The organism is Pseudomonas fluorescens group sp. PF-69, from assembly GCF_054481235.1.
Genome location: NZ_JBTMNC010000001.1, coordinates 2,372,029 through 2,389,290, shown reverse-complemented (window position 1 = coordinate 2,389,290; position 17,262 = coordinate 2,372,029). Strand labels below are relative to the sequence as shown.

The 17,262-nt window shown below is 60.6% G+C and carries 15 protein-coding genes and 1 pseudogene; 9 read left to right on the top strand and 7 right to left on the bottom strand.

All coding sequences use genetic code 11. The features are described 5' to 3' along the window. Positions 1-418: 418 nt before the first annotated feature. Positions 419-799, bottom strand: a pseudogene (locus ACX3YF_RS11025) (DEAD/DEAH box helicase); the annotation flags it as partial. Between the two features lie 109 nt (positions 800-908). Here ACX3YF_RS11025 and ACX3YF_RS11020 point away from each other — a divergent pair. Both ACX3YF_RS11020 and ACX3YF_RS11015 read left to right on the top strand, forming a co-directional pair. Continuing rightward, positions 909-1,328 (top strand): polyribonucleotide nucleotidyltransferase, encoded by a 420-nt coding sequence (locus tag ACX3YF_RS11020; RefSeq protein ID WP_130204675.1) that lies wholly within the window; start codon positions 909-911, stop codon positions 1,326-1,328. Positions 1,329-1,357: 29 nt separating this feature from the next. Continuing rightward, positions 1,358-2,254 carry a cation diffusion facilitator family transporter gene (locus ACX3YF_RS11015; protein WP_130204673.1) on the top strand — a complete coding sequence of 299 codons (897 nt, stop codon included), beginning with the start codon at positions 1,358-1,360 and terminating at the stop codon, positions 2,252-2,254. Here the strand turns inward: ACX3YF_RS11015 and ACX3YF_RS11010 are convergent. Further along, positions 2,248-3,279 carry a DUF6515 family protein gene (locus tag ACX3YF_RS11010; protein ID WP_130204671.1) on the bottom strand — a complete coding sequence of 344 codons (1,032 nt, stop codon included), beginning with the start codon at positions 3,277-3,279 and terminating at the stop codon, positions 2,248-2,250. The genes ACX3YF_RS11015 and ACX3YF_RS11010 overlap by 7 nt on opposite strands. 566 nt (positions 3,280-3,845) lie before the next feature. Here ACX3YF_RS11010 and ACX3YF_RS11005 point away from each other — a divergent pair. Then, positions 3,846-4,325, top strand: coding sequence for an Lrp/AsnC family transcriptional regulator (locus tag ACX3YF_RS11005; protein ID WP_007937367.1), 480 nt, complete (start codon positions 3,846-3,848; stop codon positions 4,323-4,325). Positions 4,326-4,524: 199 nt separating this feature from the next. Next, the gene (locus ACX3YF_RS11000) at positions 4,525-4,734 is read left to right on the top strand and encodes a DUF2788 domain-containing protein (protein ID WP_007937369.1); all 210 of its coding nucleotides are present in this window, start codon (positions 4,525-4,527) and stop codon (positions 4,732-4,734) included. Here ACX3YF_RS11000 and ACX3YF_RS10995 read toward each other — a convergent pair. The 4 genes from ACX3YF_RS10995 to ACX3YF_RS10980 all read right to left on the bottom strand — a co-directional run bounded on the left by ACX3YF_RS10995 (position 4,729) and on the right by ACX3YF_RS10980 (position 11,256). Further along, on the bottom strand, positions 4,729-5,364 hold the full coding sequence (locus ACX3YF_RS10995; RefSeq protein ID WP_130204669.1) for a pseudouridine synthase: 636 nt from the start codon (positions 5,362-5,364) through the stop codon (positions 4,729-4,731). The two genes, ACX3YF_RS11000 and ACX3YF_RS10995, sit on opposite strands and share 6 nt — an antisense overlap. A 107-nt stretch (positions 5,365-5,471) precedes the next feature. Continuing rightward, a complete protein-coding gene (gene amn / locus ACX3YF_RS10990) occupies positions 5,472-6,971 on the bottom strand; it encodes an AMP nucleosidase (protein ID WP_189340267.1) in 1,500 nt (499 codons plus the stop codon). A 176-nt stretch (positions 6,972-7,147) separates the two neighbouring features. Continuing rightward, positions 7,148-8,797 carry an acyl-CoA dehydrogenase family protein gene (locus ACX3YF_RS10985; protein ID WP_130204665.1) on the bottom strand — a complete coding sequence of 550 codons (1,650 nt, stop codon included), beginning with the start codon at positions 8,795-8,797 and terminating at the stop codon, positions 7,148-7,150. A 98-nt stretch (positions 8,798-8,895) separates the two neighbouring features. Next, positions 8,896-11,256, bottom strand: a complete 2,361-nt coding sequence (locus ACX3YF_RS10980; RefSeq protein ID WP_130204663.1) for a hybrid sensor histidine kinase/response regulator — start codon at positions 11,254-11,256, stop codon at positions 8,896-8,898. A 405-nt stretch (positions 11,257-11,661) separates the two neighbouring features. On the opposite strand from ACX3YF_RS10980, the gene ACX3YF_RS10975 reads away from it, so the two are divergent. The 4 genes from ACX3YF_RS10975 to ACX3YF_RS10960 all read left to right on the top strand — a co-directional run bounded on the left by ACX3YF_RS10975 (position 11,662) and on the right by ACX3YF_RS10960 (position 15,180). Beyond that, positions 11,662-12,459 carry a hydroxymethylpyrimidine/phosphomethylpyrimidine kinase gene (locus ACX3YF_RS10975; protein WP_034148145.1) on the top strand — a complete coding sequence of 266 codons (798 nt, stop codon included), beginning with the start codon at positions 11,662-11,664 and terminating at the stop codon, positions 12,457-12,459. 18 nt (positions 12,460-12,477) lie between these two features. Next, complete coding sequence (thiE, locus tag ACX3YF_RS10970) at positions 12,478-13,101, top strand: thiamine phosphate synthase (RefSeq protein WP_130204661.1); 624 nt, start codon at positions 12,478-12,480, stop codon at positions 13,099-13,101. A 15-nt stretch (positions 13,102-13,116) separates the two neighbouring features. Further along, positions 13,117-14,400, top strand: a complete 1,284-nt coding sequence (hemL, locus tag ACX3YF_RS10965; protein WP_130204659.1) for a glutamate-1-semialdehyde 2,1-aminomutase — start codon at positions 13,117-13,119, stop codon at positions 14,398-14,400. Positions 14,401-14,625: 225 nt separating this feature from the next. Beyond that, the gene (locus tag ACX3YF_RS10960; RefSeq protein ID WP_103403450.1) at positions 14,626-15,180 is read left to right on the top strand and encodes a tetratricopeptide repeat protein; all 555 of its coding nucleotides are present in this window, start codon (positions 14,626-14,628) and stop codon (positions 15,178-15,180) included. Between the two features lie 141 nt (positions 15,181-15,321). Here the strand turns inward: ACX3YF_RS10960 and ACX3YF_RS10955 are convergent, their stop codons facing one another. Continuing rightward, positions 15,322-15,651, bottom strand: a complete 330-nt coding sequence (locus ACX3YF_RS10955) for a DUF1820 family protein (protein ID WP_003185742.1) — start codon at positions 15,649-15,651, stop codon at positions 15,322-15,324. A 135-nt stretch (positions 15,652-15,786) separates the two neighbouring features. On the opposite strand from ACX3YF_RS10955, the gene miaB reads away from it, so the two are divergent. Then, the gene (miaB, locus tag ACX3YF_RS10950; protein ID WP_178083105.1) at positions 15,787-17,115 is read left to right on the top strand and encodes a tRNA (N6-isopentenyl adenosine(37)-C2)-methylthiotransferase MiaB; all 1,329 of its coding nucleotides are present in this window, start codon (positions 15,787-15,789) and stop codon (positions 17,113-17,115) included. Positions 17,116-17,262 lie beyond the last annotated feature (147 nt).

Below are 17,262 nucleotides of genomic sequence, written 5' to 3'. Positions count from 1 at the left end.
ACGGGATCGAGCAATTCGCTCTCGTCACTCAGGCAATAGGTAGTAGCTCCTCAACTTGAAGCACAGCGCTTGTTGGCGCTGATACGATTTTGACTAACCCATACATAGCCTCTGAAATCCCGCGCTGGGTCAGCGTTTGCGGCGCCTTCGGCTGGGTCAATGAATTCCGGCAGCCTAGGTCAAAATCGTATCAGCGCCAACAAGGCAGCTTCAGATGGCTCTGGGGCGACCGTGTATGACGGGAGTGAGTGAGTCGGACTCGAGACCGTGGCACCTACCGGAGTTGGAATCGAGGGTCACACCGAGGTCAATCAGGGATGGGAAGGTCTGGGGATGGCCTGGAAGAAGGTTAATTTTGGCAGGGGAATGTAATGCGCTTTGACAAGATTCGTGGGTATTTCGGTGCAAATGGCAAAACGTGAAACTCGTCGAAGATCAGCAGGCCCACGCCTTCCAGCGCCGGGTCGTCCTGCAAGCGCCGGGTGAGGATGCCTTCGGTGACGACTTCGATGCGGGTGTCGGGGCCGACCTTGCTGTCGAGCCGGATGCGATAACCCACGGTTTCGCCGACTTTCTCGCCCAGTTCACTGGCCAGGCGCTCCGCTGCCGCACGCGCCGCCAACCGGCGCGGTTCGAGCATCAGGATGGTTTGCCCGGCCAGCCACGGCTCGTTGAGCAAGGCCAAGGGCACGCGGGTGGTTTTACCGGCGCCGGGCGGTGCTTCGAGCACCGCTTCGTGGCGTGTCGCCAAGGCTTCACGCAGGGCGGGTAAAACTTCATCGATCGGCAAAGAAATCATGCTGGCTCCCAAACAGAGCGGCGAGTATAACGGCGAACTGCCCAGTGTTCGTTGCGGTCCTAATTCATACCGATAACACTTCGTTTTGAAATGACCCAGGAGATTTCATATGCATATTCCCCTTCGCCTGATTGGCGGTGTTCTGGTCGCCACCCTGCTGACCCAAGTGACGGCCTGCGGTTCGATCTTCTACCCGGATCGCCGCGGCCAGATCGACGGCAAGATCGACCCGGCCATTGCCGTGCTCGACGCCGTGGGCCTGTTGTTCTATATCATTCCCGGCCTGATCGCGTTTGCCGTGGACTTTGCCACCGGCGCGATTTACTTCGAACCGGGCAAAACCGCCCAGGTTGATCCGGAAAAACTCAAGGACGCCATCGGCGCCGACGGTAAGGTCGATAACCTCAAGTTGCAGACTATTCTGCAGCGTGAACTGGGCCGCAGCTTCCCGCTGGATGATCCACGCCTGATCCAGCACAAGGGCAGCACCCAGCAACTGGCCATGTTCGGCCTGCAACCCGCCGCGTAATCGGTGCATTTCAAGGAAAGGCCGCATTTATGATCTCCAGCTCCGAACACGCCCGCCTGCTGCGGCTGGCGACCCGTGCCTCGGTGGCGGTGGCTTGCACGCTGGTCGTCGCCAAAGCCATCGCCTGGTGGCTGAGCGGATCGGTGAGCATGCTCGCCGGGTTGACCGACTCGGCACTCGACGGCATCACTTCGATGCTCAACTTGCTGGCCGTGCACTACGCCCTGCGCCCCGCCGACGACGATCATCGCTATGGGCATGGCAAGGCCGAATCGCTGGCCGGCATGGCCCAGGCGCTGTTCATCGGCGGCAGTGCGGTGCTGATTGCGATGCAGGCGTTCGAGCGGATCAAGCATCCGGAGCCGGTGGGCGCGCCGTGGATCAGCATCGGGGTGATTGTGTTCTCGCTGGTCCTGACCCTGGCGCTGCTGATGTTGCAGCACCGTGTGGTCAAGGCCACGGGCTCCAACGCGGTGCGCGCCGACTCCTTGCATTACCGCTCGGACATGCTGCTCAACGGCAGCATTCTGGTGGCGCTGGTACTGGCCGGGTTTGGCTGGCATCAGGTCGACGCCTGGTTCGGTCTGGGTATCGCTGCGTACATCCTCTGGAGCGCGGTGCAGATCGCCCGGGAAAGTTTCACGGTGCTGATGGATGAAGAGCTGCCGCCGGATGTCAGCCAGCACATGCTCGAACTGGCATGCGGCGTTCCGGGGGTGCTGGGTGCGCATGACCTGCGCACGCGGGTGTCCGGCAACCAGTGGTTCGTACAACTGCACCTTGAATTACCGGGGGATCTGACGCTATCCGTTGCCCATGGCATCAGTGATCAAGCCGCCGATGCGATTCACGCCGCCTACCCGCGAGCCGAGGTGCTGGTGCACGCCGACCCGCAGGAAGTGGTGAACGCTGCCAGCGCTCAGTAACTCACCTGGTAGCCGCGACTGCTCAGGCAATTGCCCTGAGCCTGGCGATAGGCTTGCACCACCGAAGGGTCTGGCTGGTAGGTCGCAGTTCGCGGATCGAAGCCACTCTGCTGCACCGCGTATTGATAGCACTCGTAGCCATCCCGATTGACCTGGTCCTGGGACTGGCCGTTGGCCGGATAAGCCACTACGTCATAACTATTATTGGCGAGTTGCGGCGGCTGCGGTTGAAGGCTGCCAACGGGTGGCTCGACCACGACGTAATCCTGGGTGCTCTCTTGATAGGCGTAATACGCGCCCGCCGCCAAAAAGAGCACCGCACCGCCGATCAACACCTGTTCGGCATAATCCGGCAAGTAACTGACGCGAATCCCGCGCGGTGGCTCGACCACCACATAACGCGGACCCAGCGGGCGATACCAGTAGCCGCCGGAGTAGAAATAATCCATGCCACGATATGGCACGCGGTACTCGCGGTCCGGGAAGCGATCGATCACATGACCCGGGCGATACTGCGGCCCTGGGCCCCAACCATTGCCGTGCCCGTTCGGACGGCCCTGCCACTGATCATGACTCGACGGCGCACCGGTGTAGCCGCCCCAGTGCTGGTTGTTGTCGTTGCGCCGCGGCACGTCCTGGTAATACCCGCGTTGCGGCGGCTGGGTCTGACGCACCGCGTCGGGCCGTGGCTGGATCGGCAAGTCATTGGCCGGCAATTGCGGTGGCGGCGGAGGAGAGCGAACCGGATTGTTGAAATCGGGCTGTTGACGGTTTTGCCATTGGCCATCGTTGCGGTTCTGGCCGTTGTGCTCGAACTGGCGACTGTTGTCGCCACGAATGACGTCATTGTTTTGCGGGCGCGGCTGATTGTTGCCGCCATGGCCCTGATTATTTCCCTGATGACCGCCCTCCCCCTGTCGACCACCCTCGGGCCCATGGTTCTGCGGCTCATCGGCCAACGATTGCGCAGTGACACTGACACACAGCAAACCAACTCCGGCCAAACGCCAGATGCGCGACTTCATGCTTTTCCTCACTGTGGGGACTGCTGGGGTACGGATTGCGCAGGAGCGAGCCTGCTCGCGATGAACTCAAGCGCCATGCGTTTATTCAGAAAGCATGCGTCATCGTTAACGTCCATCGCGAGCAGGCTCGCTCCTACAGTGAAGCGAACAGCGCTTGTACGTAAGACTGGAGATGCACAGGCTGGTTCTGCCACAGGTTATCAGTCGCGAAACTTATTTATTAAGGGAACAGCACTAAAATCCAGGCAAAGAAAAAGGGGAGACCCGTCGGCCTCCCCTTGAGAACTTCGTCCGTGCTCGACGCTTTTGACGTCGGCTCACCTCACGCCGTCTTCTGGACAGTGTGTAGCTCGGGGGCCGGCACATCCCCTGTGGGGGTGGCGACCGCAGCTGGCCTGATTGGGCGAGCCGCACTGGACTGTTTGTCCGAGCAGTGATTCTGGTGATAAGAATAGACTCGGAGAGCCAGCAGAGGATTGCGAAGATTGCTCAAATAAACACTACTTGCGCAATTTTTAACCCTGGATAGATAATCTGTCGCAATAGTTATGACAAAGGCCTGATTGATGAGCAAACTCGACCGATACGACCTGAGCATTTTGGCTGAATTGCAGCGTGATGCACGCATCTCCAATCAGGAGCTGGCCGAACGCATCGGCCTGTCACCGTCGCCCTGCTCACGGCGGGTCAAGCAACTGGAGGACGACGGCTACATTTCCCGCCAGGTCGCCCTGCTCGACCGCAAGATGCTCGGCCTGAGCCTGACGGCGTATGTGCTGATCGGCATGGACCGCCATACGCCAGAGCGCTTCGAGAACTTCGAAGCGGCCATCCGTACCTTGCCGCAAGTCCTGGAATGCAGCCTGGTGACCGGGATGGATGCCGATTATCAGCTCAAGGTCGTGGTGCCGGACATGGACCACTATCAGAAACTGCTGCTGGGGCACCTGACGCGAATTGAAGGTGTGACCAGCGTGCGCTCCAGTTTTGTGTTGAACCAGGTTTTGAACAGCACTGAGCTGCCGCTGACTCATCTTCGTAGCTAAGGGCGCCTTCGCTGACAAGCCAGCTCCTACAGGGGATCTTCAGCGCACCAGGATTAACGGCAGGAGCGAGCTTGCTCGCGATGGGGCCGCAACAGCCGACGAATGACTGCGACACACCGCCGCAGGTCAATACTGCCCTCCACCAGCGAGGCGTATACTCCCCGCGCCCTTTTAGCCTCGCCCGCGCTGGAGATGTTCAATGGATCCTGCAGTTTTCGAAGAGTGGATGATGACCGGCCTGGTCTCCATCCTGATCATTTTCATGGGTTTCATCGTCTGGGATCTGGCGAAGAAGTCCAAGGCCGGGCGTTTCGGCTCGTTCATTCTGTTCTTCGTGCTGGGCCTTGGCGTGGCGGCGTTCGTCATCAAGAGCGTGGTGATCGGACTGATCGAGTCCGGCACCTTATAAGCGCGCCGGCACTTCCTTCCACTGGCCCTGATCAAGCCCTTCGAGGGTCCAGTCGCCGATTCTGACCCGCACCAGGCGCAACGTCGGCAGTCCGACCGCCGCCGTCATGCGTCGCACCTGACGGTTTCGCCCCTCGCGAATCACCAGCTCCAGCCAACGGGTCGGCACACTCTTGCGAAAGCGCACCGGCGGATTGCGCGGCCACAACTCGGGTTCATCCAGTTGCCGCGCCTCGGCGGGCAAGGTCATGCCGTCGTTCAACTCGACACCGTCACGCAAGCGCTGCAACTGCTCGGCGCTCGGCTCACCTTCCACTTGCACCCAATAGGTCTTGGCCAGTTTGTGTTTCGGGTCGGCGATCCGCGCCTGTAGCTGGCCGTCGTTGGTCAGCAGCAGCAAGCCTTCGCTGTCACGGTCCAGCCGTCCGGCGGGGTAAATTCCCGGAATCTCGATAAAGTCCTTGAGCGTCGCCCGACCTTCGCCATCGCTGAATTGCGTCAGCACATCGAACGGTTTGTTGAACAGGATCAGTTTGGGCTCGGCCGGTGGCGCCTTGGCGACACGGCGCGGGGCCGAAGGGGATGGCTTCGCGCCAGGACGGCGGGGAGCGGGACGTTGAGGACGGGACATGGCAAAAGAGAACATCTAACGGTCAGGGCTGCTAATGCTAGGGCGCGCGATCAATTATTACCACTGCCGCGCCCTTGCCCTGACCGCCAAATGACCATGACAAACCGTTAGCGGAACGGCGGTTCGTCGAAGCTGCGCAGTTTGCGCGAGTGCAGCGAGTTGAGTTCGGTGCGCAGCAAGTCCACCGCCTCGATGCCGATCTTCAAATGCTGGCTGACCGCGCGTTCGTAGAAGGCGTTGGCCGAGCCCGGCAGTTTGATTTCACTGTGCAGCGGCTTGTCCGACACGCAGAGCAACGTGCCGTAAGGCACACGCAGGCGATAGCCCTGGGCGGCAATGGTGCCGCTTTCCATGTCCACCGCGACGGCGCGAGACAGGTTGATCAGCGGACGCTCCTGGGCCCAGCGCAGCTCCCAGTTACGGTCGTCGTAAGTCAATACGGTGCCGGTGCGCAGGCGTTTCTTCAGTTGGTCGCCTTGCTCGCCGGTGATGTTGGCCGCCGCTTGCTGCAAGGCCATCTGCACTTCGGCCAGGGCCGGGATCGGAATATTCGGTGGCACCACCCGGTCGAGAATCCCGTCGCGGCGCATGTAGGCGTGCGCCAACACGTAGTCGCCAATGGTCTGCGACTGACGCAAGCCGCCACAGTGGCCGATCATCAGCCAGCAGTGCGGACGCAGCACCGCCAGGTGATCGGTGATGTTCTTGGCATTGGACGGACCGACGCCGATGTTCACCAGGGTCACCCCGTGACCGTCACTGGCGATCAGGTGATAGGCCGGCATCTGGTAGCGGTGCCAGACCACGCCCGCCGCAATCGCCGAGGCTTCGCCGTGGTCCATGCTCTTTTCGATGATCACGTTGCCCGGCAGCACCATGCGCACGAAACGCGGGTCTTTGCGCAATTGTTCAAGGCCATGGACGATGAACTGGTCGACGTAACGGTGGTAGTTGGTCAGCAGAATCCACGGCTGTACATGACGCCAGTCGCTGCCGGTGTAATGCACCAGTCGGCGCAGGGAGAAATCCACCCGTGCGGCATCGAACAGCGCCAGTGGCAGCGGATCGGTGTTTTCCCAGTCGTACAAGCCATCGGCAATGCCGTCGGTCGCCGCCGACAGGTCGGTGCTCGGGAACACCCGTGCCAGCACGGCTGCGGTGACGCCAGAACCGGCCAGCTCATCGCCCTGTTCGACGACATACGGATACGGGATGTTTTGCTGACTGACACCGACCTCTACGGTCACGGTGAAGTCGTGCATCAAGGGCACGAGCTGTTCCAGCAGGTACTTACGGAACGCTGAAGGGTGGGTGACGGTGACGCTGTAGGTGCCTGGCAACTGGACCTTGGCGTAGGCGCGCGTGGTCTGCGGAACTTCGCCCTGGCAATGGTAGGTCAGACGCAGCTCGGGATAACGAAACATCGCCCGCTGCTCGGCGTCCGGTTCGACGCGATCCTTGAGGTAGCGCTTGAGCGCCTGACTCAGTGCGGTGGTTGCACGATTGTGCAAGAGCGCAAGCCGGTCAACGGCTTGCTCGGCGGTTTGAACGACAATAAAAGCTTCGGTCACGATCAGCATCCTGTGTTCTGACTTGCAGGCCTTCATCTTGCCTGCATCGTCGCTTCACGGGAACAGTGGCATGCTGATACAAAAAATATTGCACACACCGAAAACCTTGTGGGAGCGGGCCTGCTCGCGATCAGGCCATCACATCCAACATTTTGGTTGAATGGAAGTTCGCTATCGCGAGCAGGCTCGCTCCCACAGTGGGTTGATGGTGATCAAAAGCCCTGCGGGGTCGACCGGGCGACAATGGCTTCCACATCCAGCCCCCGTGGCAACGCGCCATATACACGTCCGGCGGAACCGAGACGACTGGCGATGAAGGCATCGCTGACCGCCGCATTGCCTGCCTCCAGCAGCAGTTTGGCTTGCAAACCCAGGGCAATGTCTTCGGTCAATTGCCGGGCACGGTACTGAATGTCACGGGTGTCCTTGAAGGCTGTCTGCAACTGATTGATGTGTGTAGCCAGACGCTTGTCGCCATGGCCGTCGCCCAGCTCGTTGAACAATACGTCCAGTACGCCAGGCTCTTTGGACAGCGCCCGCAGCACATCGAGGCATTGCACGTTGCCGGAGCCTTCCCAGGTCGAGTTGACCGGCGCCTCGCGGTACAGCCGCGGCAGGATGCTGTCTTCGACATAACCGGCCCCCCCCATGCACTCGGCAGCTTCGTTGATCATGGCTGGCGCGCGTTTGCAGATCCAGTACTTGCCCACCGCCGTCACCAGTCGGGCGAATTTCGCTTCCTGCTCACTCTCCAGATGATCCAGCGCCCGGCCCATGCGCAAGCTCAAGGCCAGCGCCGCTTCGCTTTCCAGTGCCAGGTCCGCCAGCACGTTTTGCATCAATGGCTGTTCGCTGAGCAATTTGCCGCCGACCGAGCGATGCGCACAGTGATGGCTGGCCTGGGTCAGGGCCTGGCGCATCAGCGAACTGGAACCGACCATGCAATCGAAGCGGGTCATGGCCACCATCTCGATGATGGTGGGAACACCGCGCCCCTCTTCGCCGACCATCCACGCCAGCGCACCACGAAACTCCACTTCGCTGGAGGCGTTGGAGCAGTTGCCGAGTTTGTTTTTCAGGCGCTGGATGTAGAACTGATTGCGCGTGTCATCCGGGCGATGGCGCGGCAGCAGGAAACAGGTCAAGCCCTTGTCCGTCTGCGCAAGCGTCAGAAAGGCATCGCACATCGGCGCCGAACAGAACCACTTGTGCCCCACCAGTTCGTAAGCCTGGCCAGGACCGCTGGCACCGACCGGATAAGCCTTGGTGGTGTTGGCACGAACGTCGGTGCCGCCCTGTTTCTCGGTCATGGCCATGCCGATGGTGACCCCGGCCTTGTGGGCCATGCCGACGTTGCGCGGGTCGTATTCGGTGGCAAGAATTTTCGGCAGCCATTGTCTGGCCAGATCCGGCTGCAGGCGCAGTGCCGGCACGCTGGCGAAGGTCATGGTCAGCGGGCAGCCACTGCCGGCTTCGGCCTGGCTGTGCAAATAGGTCATGGACGCGCGGGCAACATGGGCACCGTCCTGCGGGTGTGCCCAGGGCAATGAAGTCAGGCCGTGCTCGATCGCCGTGCGCATCAGTTCATGGTAGGCCGGGTGAAATTCCACCAGGTCGATACGATGGCCAAAGCGGTCGTGACTGTTGAACACCGGTTTGTTCTGATTGGCCAGGAACCCCGCTTCCATCAGCGGCCCGCCCGCCAGTGCACCGTACGCATCGATCCGCGATTCGGCCCAACCGGCCCCAAAGCGCCGCGACCACTCCTGCAACGGCAAGTCGATGCGATACAGGTTGGCGCCGTCCAGGGATGGTGGCTGGTTGGTGACTTCGTGGGTTTCGGCAAACTGATGCAGGTTCATGACGGGGCTCCTTTGGTCAGCCAAGGGACCTCAGTTAAGCACCGCCCTTGGGCTGATCAAAGTGTCATATCTGCCTAACTGCCGGCGCTTTCGCCCTGTTACGCGCAAAGCACCCGTCGATAGAGCGCAGCCTGCAAATCTTCGAATTTCACCGGTTTGTTCAGGTAGTCGATCAACGCGCCGGTCGGGCAGCGCTCCCGATCAACGCCCAGTGCGATGATGAATATCGGCACCTCGGCGCAGCCCGGCAAGGCGCGAATCTGGCAGCACAACGACACACCATCCAGGGCCGGCAACTGACCATCGAGCAGCACGGCGTCGAAGGTTTCATACTGCAACAATTCGAGTGCGGTTTGGCCGCTGTCAGCCGTGCGGACCCGGAACCCGAGCTTGAGCAACATGCCCCGCATCACCAACTGATTGATGCTGTTTTCGTCTGCCAGCAACACCGAGCAATCCTGCGGCAGGCGCAGGCGCGGGAAATCCCGGACCATAGAGGGCACCGTCGAACGTTCCGACGCTGGCACTTCGAACTCGACATCGAGCTGGAAGCGACTCCCACGCCCAGGCTCGGAGCGATGGGTCAGGCGTCCGCCAAGCAATTCCACCAACTGCCGGCAGATGGCCAGACCCACGCCCAAGCCACCGTATTCACGGGTCATCGAGCCGTCGAGCTGGAAGAAGCGTTGATACAGGGTCGCCTCCCCCAGATCGGTAAAGCCGATGCCGGTATCGATCACCGCGAAGGACAGCGCGAATCGGTCAGGCTCGACGGTTTTACCCGTCACCCGCAACGCCAGCCCTCCCACCTTGGTGAATTTGATCGCGTTATCCAGCAGGCATTCCAGGCATTGCGCCAACTTGGTGCTATCGCCATGCAATCGGTCCGGCACGCCGGGCGCCACGTCGACCTTGAAGTCCAGCGATTTGCTCGACGCATTGCCGTCGAATTGCACGCGCAACGCCTCGACCACACCGCGCAAACTGAATGTCGTCGGGTAAGCCTTGAGCTTGCCGGCCTGCAACTCGGTCAGGGTCAGGATGCCGTTGACCATGCGCATCATCTCCCGCGCCGATCCTGCGGCTGTTTGCTGGTATTGCTCCAGCTCGGGATCCATCTCGACGGTCTGCATCAGCTCCAGCGAACCGATCACCCCGTTCATGGGCGTGCGCAGTTCATGGGTCAAGGTGGCAAGGAACTCGTCCTTGAGCTTGTTACTGTGGGCCAGTTGCTGGTTGAGCACTTCAAGCTTTTGCCCGGCGTCGAACAGCGTTTGCGCCTGCTGTTCGCGCATCGCATTGATGCGGTCGGCCAGGGCCAGGGACAGCAGCGCCACTTCGATGGCCGAACCGATCTGGCTGGAATACATGGTCAGGAACACGTTCGGCAGATAACCCAGCACCATCAGCGTGTTGATGATGCCGCCCAGCAAAAAAGCCGACCAGGCAATGATGAAATACCGCGCCACTCGCAGGCCACGCAGCCAGGCGAAAATCCCCGCAGAAAAGATCACCACGGTAAAGGTCAGCGCCAGCGCCGTGGCCAGGCGCAGGGCCAGGGCGTAACTGGTCATCAAGGACAACCCGACCACCAGCGCGCTGAACGCCACCAATGCCAGCAACAGGCGATCGAGCCAGCGACTGTGGGTGGCCGTCTGCAAGAAGCTGCGAGCGAACTGGCTGCCGAACAGCCCGGCGCAACCGATGAAAAATGGCGTCGCGGCGTTGGCCCACCAGGGATTGTCCGGCCAGAAATACTGCACGGCAGCGCCGTTCACAGAGAGTTGATACAGGCCGAACGAGGCAATGTAGACGATGTAATAGAGATAACTGGTGTCGCGCACGCTGAGGTAGATGAACAGGTTGTAGACCAGCATCCCCAGCAACACGCCATAGATCAGGCCCAACACATAGAGTCGGACCGGCTGCTCTTCGAGGTAGGCGGTGCTTGACCACAATGTCACCGGCGCCTGGATCGAGCCTTCACTTTGCAAGCGCAGGTACAGGGTTTGGGTCTGGCCGGGGGTGAAATTCAGACTGAACAGGTAGTTGTTCTGACGGATCTCGCGGCTGGAAAAAGGTAAGGCATCGCCCGTCTGACGGACCACTTGATAGTTACCGGTTGCGTCAGGCAGATAGAGATCAAGGTGATCGAGGGGCGGGTAGGCCAGTTCCAGCAGCCAGGTCCGTTGCGCCGCAGGGTTGGTCGGGCGGTACTGCAAGTCGATTTTCAGCCAGAACACCGAACGCGAGTACCCGGCATTGAGGGTGGCTTTGTCATGGGATTTGAAGTTGCCGGCCGCCGCTTGCGCGCGCACGTCCGCAACGCTCGCCTGACCACTTGCGTCTTCAAACACCTGCAGGGATCGGCCCAGGGGGAGGCTTTGAGTGAACTCATCGAATTCGACGGCGTTCGCCAAAAAGGGCAAACACAACATCAACATTAGCAAATAGCGCATTGGTGCCCCAGCGTGGCCTATCCGGTTCTGTCAGGAAGCCCCCCATTCCTTTTGAGCAGACGTAAAACCGGCATTACCTGTTATTGATTTGGATCCACTCTAGCATAGCCGTTGATGGCCATTGAGCACTACTGAAATTTTTCCTGAAAAGGCTCTAGGACGGGCTTTTCAGCGGAGATTATTGAGCTAGAGCTGTTTAATTGATCAGGTTGTAAAAATACCTGAGCGAACACCTGTGGCGAGGGAACTTGCTCCCGCCGGGCGGCGAAGCGGCCCCAACGTTTTGTCAGTTGCGCCGAGCCATTGGACTTTACGACTGCTTCGCACTCGAGCCGGTGCAAGCTGCCTCGCCACAAGCATGTCGCTGCATCCGAAAAAAGTTGTTTGGTGGTAAGCTCGCGCACCATGAATATCTACAGCTCTCGCCCCGTTGTCCTCTGTCTCTCCGGCCACGACCCAAGTGGTGGCGCCGGCTTGCAGGCAGATATCGAAGCCCTGCTCGCTCAGGGTTGCCATGCGGCGCCGGCCGTCACTGCCCTGACCGTGCAAGATACGGTCAATGTCACTGACTTCCGCGTCCTCGACCGTGAGTGGGTGTTGGCCCAGGCCAATGCCGTGCTCAACGATTCCGAGGTCGCGGCCGTCAAACTGGGCATGCTCGGTTCGCTGGAAATGGTCGACACCGTGGTCGAACTGCTCTCGGCGCACCCGCACCTGCCAGTGGTCTGCGACCCGGTGCTGCGCGCTGGCGGCGGCGGACGCCTGGGCAAGGACGAAGTCGGCTACGCCATGCGCGAACGCCTGCTGCCGCTCTCGATCATCGCCACCCCTAACCTTCCCGAAGCCCGCATCCTCGCCGAACTGCCCGAAGGCACCGCGGACGAGTGCGCTGAAAAACTCCTGCCGTTCGTCAAACACCTGTTGATCACCGGCGGTCATGGCGACGAAACCGAAATCCACAATCGCCTCTACAGCCGCGACGGCCATCGCGACACTTTTACCTGTCAGCGCCTGCCAGGCAGTTATCACGGTTCCGGCTGCACCCTGGCCAGCGCCCTCGCCGGCCGTCTGGCCCAGGGTGAAAACCTCGCCAGCGCCGTACAGACTGCACTTAACTACACGTGGCGCACCCTGCGTGACGCGGAGCAACTGGGCAAAGGGCAATTCGTGCCACGCCGCCTGCCACTGGACTTCTGTTCGTAACGCCATGAGGCCTGTCCGATGAAACTACGTGGCCTGTACGCCATTACCGACAGCCAATTGCTGGCCGGTAAATTTCTCTCGTACGTGGAGGCGGCGCTGGAAGGCGGCGTCACCCTGTTGCAGTACCGCGACAAGAGCAGCGATGAGGCCCGTCGACTGCGCGAGGCGCAAGCCCTGCGCAATTTGTGCGAGCGCTACAAGACGCAGTTGATCATCAATGACGACGCCGAACTGGCCGCACGCCTGAACGTAGGCGTACACCTGGGCCAAACCGACGGCCCGTTGTCGCCGACCCGCGCCCTGCTCGGCTCCAAAGCCATCATCGGTTCGACCTGCCATGCACGGCTCGAACTGGCCGAGCAAGCTGTCAAGGAAGGCGCCAGTTATGTCGCGTTCGGACGCTTCTTCAATTCCAACACCAAGCCCGGAGCCCCGACCTGCAGCCTCGATCTGCTGGACCAGGCGCGCAAGCAACTGCACCTGCCGATCTGTGCGATCGGCGGCATCACCCTGGACAACGCCGCTCCGCTGGTGGCCCATGGCGTCGATCTGCTGGCCGTGGTGCATGGTTTGTTTGGCGCCGAGAGCACGACTGAAGTGACCCGCCGCGCCCGCGCATTCAATGAATTACTAAAAATCTGATTTGAGAGTCCGCACATGTCTCGTTCCGAAACCCTGTTTGCCAATGCCCAGAAACACATTCCCGGTGGCGTGAACTCGCCAGTGCGCGCGTTCAAAAGCGTTGGCGGCACGCCGTTGTTCTTCAAACACGCTGAAGGCGCCTACGTCACCGACGAAGACAACAAACGTTATGTGGATTACGTCGGCTCCTGGGGCCCGATGATTCTCGGCCACAGCCACCCGGACGTGCTGGACGCCGTGCGTAAACAGCTGGAGCACGGCCTGTCCTACGGCGCACCGACCGAGATGGAAACCCAGATGGCCGACCTGGTCTGCTCGCTGGTGCCGTCGATGGACATGGTGCGCATGGTCAGCTCCGGCACCGAAGCGACCATGAGTGCCATTCGTCTGGCCCGCGGCTTCACCGGTCGCGACAGCATCATCAAATTTGAAGGCTGCTACCACGGTCACTCCGACAGCCTGCTGGTCAAGGCCGGTTCCGGCGCCCTGACCCAAGGCGTACCGAGTTCGGCCGGCGTGCCGGCGGCGTTCGCCAAACACACCCTGACCCTGCCATTCAACGACATCGACGCGGTTGAAGCGATGCTCGCCGAAGTCGGCCAGGACGTAGCCTGCATCATCGTTGAACCGGTGGCCGGCAACATGAACTGCGTACCACCGGCGCCGGGCTTCCTCGAAGGCCTGCGGACCCTGTGCGACAAGCACGGCGTGGTCCTGATTTTCGACGAAGTGATGACCGGCTTCCGTGTCGCCCTGGGCGGCGCCCAGGCTCATTACGGCGTAACGCCGGACCTGACCACGTTCGGCAAGATCATCGGCGGCGGCATGCCGGTCGGCTGCTTCGGTGGCAAGCGTGAAATCATGTCGCGCATCGCCCCGCTGGGCCCGGTCTACCAGGCCGGTACCTTGTCGGGTAACCCGCTGGCGATGGCTGCCGGCCTGACCACCCTGCGCCTGATCAGCCGCCCGGGTTTCCACGCGGAACTGACCGACTACACCACGCGCCTGCTCGATGGCTTGCAACAACGTGCCGATGCGGCAGGCATCCCGTTCGTGACCACTCAGGCCGGTGGCATGTTCGGCCTGTACTTCAGCGGTGCCGACGACATCGTGACCTTCGATGACGTGATGGCCAGCGATGCGGCGCTGTTCGGTCGCTTCTTCCACCTGATGCTCGAAGGTGGTGTGTACCTGGCGCCAAGCGCGTTCGAAGCCGGCTTCACCTCGATCGCCCACGGCGAAGCCGAGCTGAAACTGACCCTGGATGCCGCTGAGCGCGCGTTCGCTGCACTGAAGTAACGTGATCGAGCCGACGCTGGCCATCGCCAGCGTCGGCTTTCACCTGCATTCCCGCATTTTTTCCGACTCATCTGCCAATAATCCCCAGCAAAGTGGGCGATATATTTCCCGCGCAGCAGAAAAACGAGTAAAGACTTTGTAAGGTTGGCCCTGCTTATTTCATAATGCGCGCTTATTGGATCCCCTCGATGGGTCCGCGCGCCCTTCAGAGGTAAGTCGATTCCCATGAACCGCACCGGCCGCGCCCTTTCACTGGGCTGCCTGTTGCTCCTTCAGCCCCTGCTCGCGCTCGCACAAGCAGGCGGTAACTCGTTGTTAATCCCAGCGATGGGTCGCTGCACCCTCAATACCCAGCCGCAAGACCTGGCACAGGCACTCGCCGCCTGCCAGAAAGCGTCGGATGAAGGGGATGCCCAAGCGCAATACGAGTTGGGTGAGTTCTACTACGAAGGCAAAAACGCCCCGCGCGACCTCAATCAAGCCCTGAGCTATTTCGAAAAGGCCTCGCTGCAAGGCCACGCCCAGGCGCAATTCAAACTCGGCACCATGTTTTTCCACGGCGAAGGCGTGCCGGCCAATAACGTTCAGGCGTATATCCTGCTGAAAATGGCTGCGGTCAATGGCGACGAAGATGCGCTGGACACCGCCGACGAAGTCACCGAAAAGATGCCTCGCGAAGAACTGGAAGTCGCCACTCAGGTGCTGGGGCAAATTTTCCGTAAGTATTTGATGGAATTGCAGAGCGCCGACGGGCGTACGCCGTTCGCGCCGTTGCCTTAAGTTCTGTACCGATTTTTCTGGCCCCATCGCGAGCAAGCTCGCTCCCACAAGTGATTTCTGGCGTTCACAAATAATGTGTTCGCAGACGATTCATTGTGGGAGCGAGCTTGCTCGCGATGGAGTCGACCCGGTCTTGAAACCTTACTTCTCAGGCATCGGCATCGGAAACGGCATGACATTGCCGACCGCGCCACGGGCTTCGCTGATTTTCGGCGTGCCCAGGCGCTCGACTTCATCGATGCGCACGATCGAATGCATGGGCACAAAACTGCGCACCACGCCTTCGAACTGAGCCTTGAGCTTCTCTTCGCTCGGATCGACGACCACTTGCGTGCGCTCGCCAAAGACGAACTCTTCCACTTCCAGAAAGCCCCACAGATCACTTTGATAGATCTGCTTGGCGTACATTTCGAACACCTGGCCCTGGTTGAGGAAAATCACCTTGTAGATTGGAGCTTCACGTTTGGTCATGGTGGGCGGGTAACACATCGAGGGATAAAAAAGAGGGCGCGAACTATAGCATAGCCGTCGGACGCGCAGCGGTAGGAACCTGGGTGCATGTTCCCTATAATGCGCGGTTCTTTGAATCACGTGATGACTCTTTCCATGGCCAAGAAGCTTTACATCGAAACCCACGGTTGCCAGATGAACGAGTACGACAGCTCGCGCATGGTCGATCTGCTGGGCGAACACCAGGCCCTGGAAGTCACCGCGCGCGCTGAAGACGCCGACGTCATCCTGCTCAACACCTGCTCGATTCGCGAACGCGCTCAGGACCGTGTCTACTCTCAGCTCGGCCGCTGGCGCGAACTGAAACTCGCCAACCCGGACATGGTCATCGCCGTCGGCGGTTGCGTGGCCAGCCAGGAAGGCGCCGCCATCCGTGATCGCGCGCCCTACGTGGACGTCGTCTTCGGCCCGCAGACCTTGCACCGCCTGCCGGAAATGATTGACGCAGCACGTATCAGCAAACTGCCGCAGGTCGACGTTTCTTTCCCGGAAATCGAAAAATTCGACCACTTGCCCGAGCCGCGCATCGATGGCCCCAGCGCTTACGTGTCGGTGATGGAAGGCTGCAGCAAGTACTGCACGTTCTGCGTGGTGCCGTACACCCGCGGCGAAGAAGTGAGCCGGCCATTCGACGACGTGATCGCCGAGATCATTCACCTGGCTGAAAACGGCGTGCGCGAAGTCACCTTGCTGGGGCAGAACGTCAACGGTTATCGCGGCACCACGCACGACGGTCGCCTGGCCGATCTGGCGGAGTTGATCCGTGTGGTCGCCGCCATCGATGGCATCGACCGCATCCGCTACACCACCTCGCACCCGCTGGAATTCTCCGACAGCCTGATCCAGGCCCATGCCGAGGTGCCGGAACTGGTGAAACACCTGCATTTGCCGGTGCAGTCAGGCTCGGACCGCATCCTCGCGGCGATGAAGCGCAACCACACTGCGCTGGAATACAAATCCAAACTGCGCAAGCTGCGCGCGGCCGTACCGGGCATCTGCATCAGTTCGGACTTCATCGTCGGTTTCCCCGGCGAGACGGAAAAAGACTTCGAACAGACCATGAAACTGATCCAGGACGTCGGCTTCGACTTTTCCTATTCATTCGTCTACAGCCAGCGTCCAGGCACTCCGGCCGCCGATCTGGCAGACGACACCCCCGAAGAGCTGAAAAAAGAGCGCCTGAACGCCCTGCAACATCGCCTGAACCAACAGGGCTTCGAAATCAGCCGACAAATGGTCGGGTCGATCCAGCGGATTCTGGTTACCGATTATTCGAAAAAAGACCCCGGAGAGCTGCAAGGCCGGACCGAAAATAATCGTATCGTCAACTTCAAGTGTGACAATCCGACCCTGATCGGTCAGTTTGCCGACGTGCACATCGATGCCGCGCAGCCGCACTCGCTGCGGGGCTCGCTGATTCAATAACACCACCTACCCGCTGTGGGAGCGAGCCTGCTCGCGATTGCGACCTGACATTCAGCGCATCAGCCGTCAGACATACCGCCATCGCGAGCAGGCTCGCTCCCACAGAGGACAGTGTTTGGCGCTGGAGTATTTAAGAGCTTTCGCACC

Bases quoted from the DNA above. Each gene is read 5' to 3' on its own strand.
- ACX3YF_RS11020 (WP_130204675.1), top strand. From the start codon at position 909: ATGCATATTCCCCTTCGCCTGATTGGCGGTGTTCTGGTCGCCACCCTG.
- ACX3YF_RS11015 (WP_130204673.1), top strand. From the start codon at position 1,358: ATGATCTCCAGCTCCGAACACGCCCGCCTGCTGCGGCTGGCGACCCGT.
- ACX3YF_RS11010 (WP_130204671.1), bottom strand. From the start codon at position 3,279: ATGAAGTCGCGCATCTGGCGTTTGGCCGGAGTTGGTTTGCTGTGTGTC.
- ACX3YF_RS11005 (WP_007937367.1), top strand. From the start codon at position 3,846: ATGAGCAAACTCGACCGATACGACCTGAGCATTTTGGCTGAATTGCAG.
- ACX3YF_RS11000 (WP_007937369.1), top strand. From the start codon at position 4,525: ATGGATCCTGCAGTTTTCGAAGAGTGGATGATGACCGGCCTGGTCTCC.
- ACX3YF_RS10995 (WP_130204669.1), bottom strand. From the start codon at position 5,364: ATGTCCCGTCCTCAACGTCCCGCTCCCCGCCGTCCTGGCGCGAAGCCA.
- amn (WP_189340267.1), bottom strand. From the start codon at position 6,971: ATGAAGGCCTGCAAGTCAGAACACAGGATGCTGATCGTGACCGAAGCT.
- ACX3YF_RS10985 (WP_130204665.1), bottom strand. From the start codon at position 8,797: ATGAACCTGCATCAGTTTGCCGAAACCCACGAAGTCACCAACCAGCCA.
- ACX3YF_RS10980 (WP_130204663.1), bottom strand. From the start codon at position 11,256: ATGCGCTATTTGCTAATGTTGATGTTGTGTTTGCCCTTTTTGGCGAAC.
- ACX3YF_RS10975 (WP_034148145.1), top strand. From the start codon at position 11,662: ATGAATATCTACAGCTCTCGCCCCGTTGTCCTCTGTCTCTCCGGCCAC.
- thiE (WP_130204661.1), top strand. From the start codon at position 12,478: ATGAAACTACGTGGCCTGTACGCCATTACCGACAGCCAATTGCTGGCC.
- hemL (WP_130204659.1), top strand. From the start codon at position 13,117: ATGTCTCGTTCCGAAACCCTGTTTGCCAATGCCCAGAAACACATTCCC.
- ACX3YF_RS10960 (WP_103403450.1), top strand. From the start codon at position 14,626: ATGAACCGCACCGGCCGCGCCCTTTCACTGGGCTGCCTGTTGCTCCTT.
- ACX3YF_RS10955 (WP_003185742.1), bottom strand. From the start codon at position 15,651: ATGACCAAACGTGAAGCTCCAATCTACAAGGTGATTTTCCTCAACCAG.
- miaB (WP_178083105.1), top strand. From the start codon at position 15,787: ATGGCCAAGAAGCTTTACATCGAAACCCACGGTTGCCAGATGAACGAG.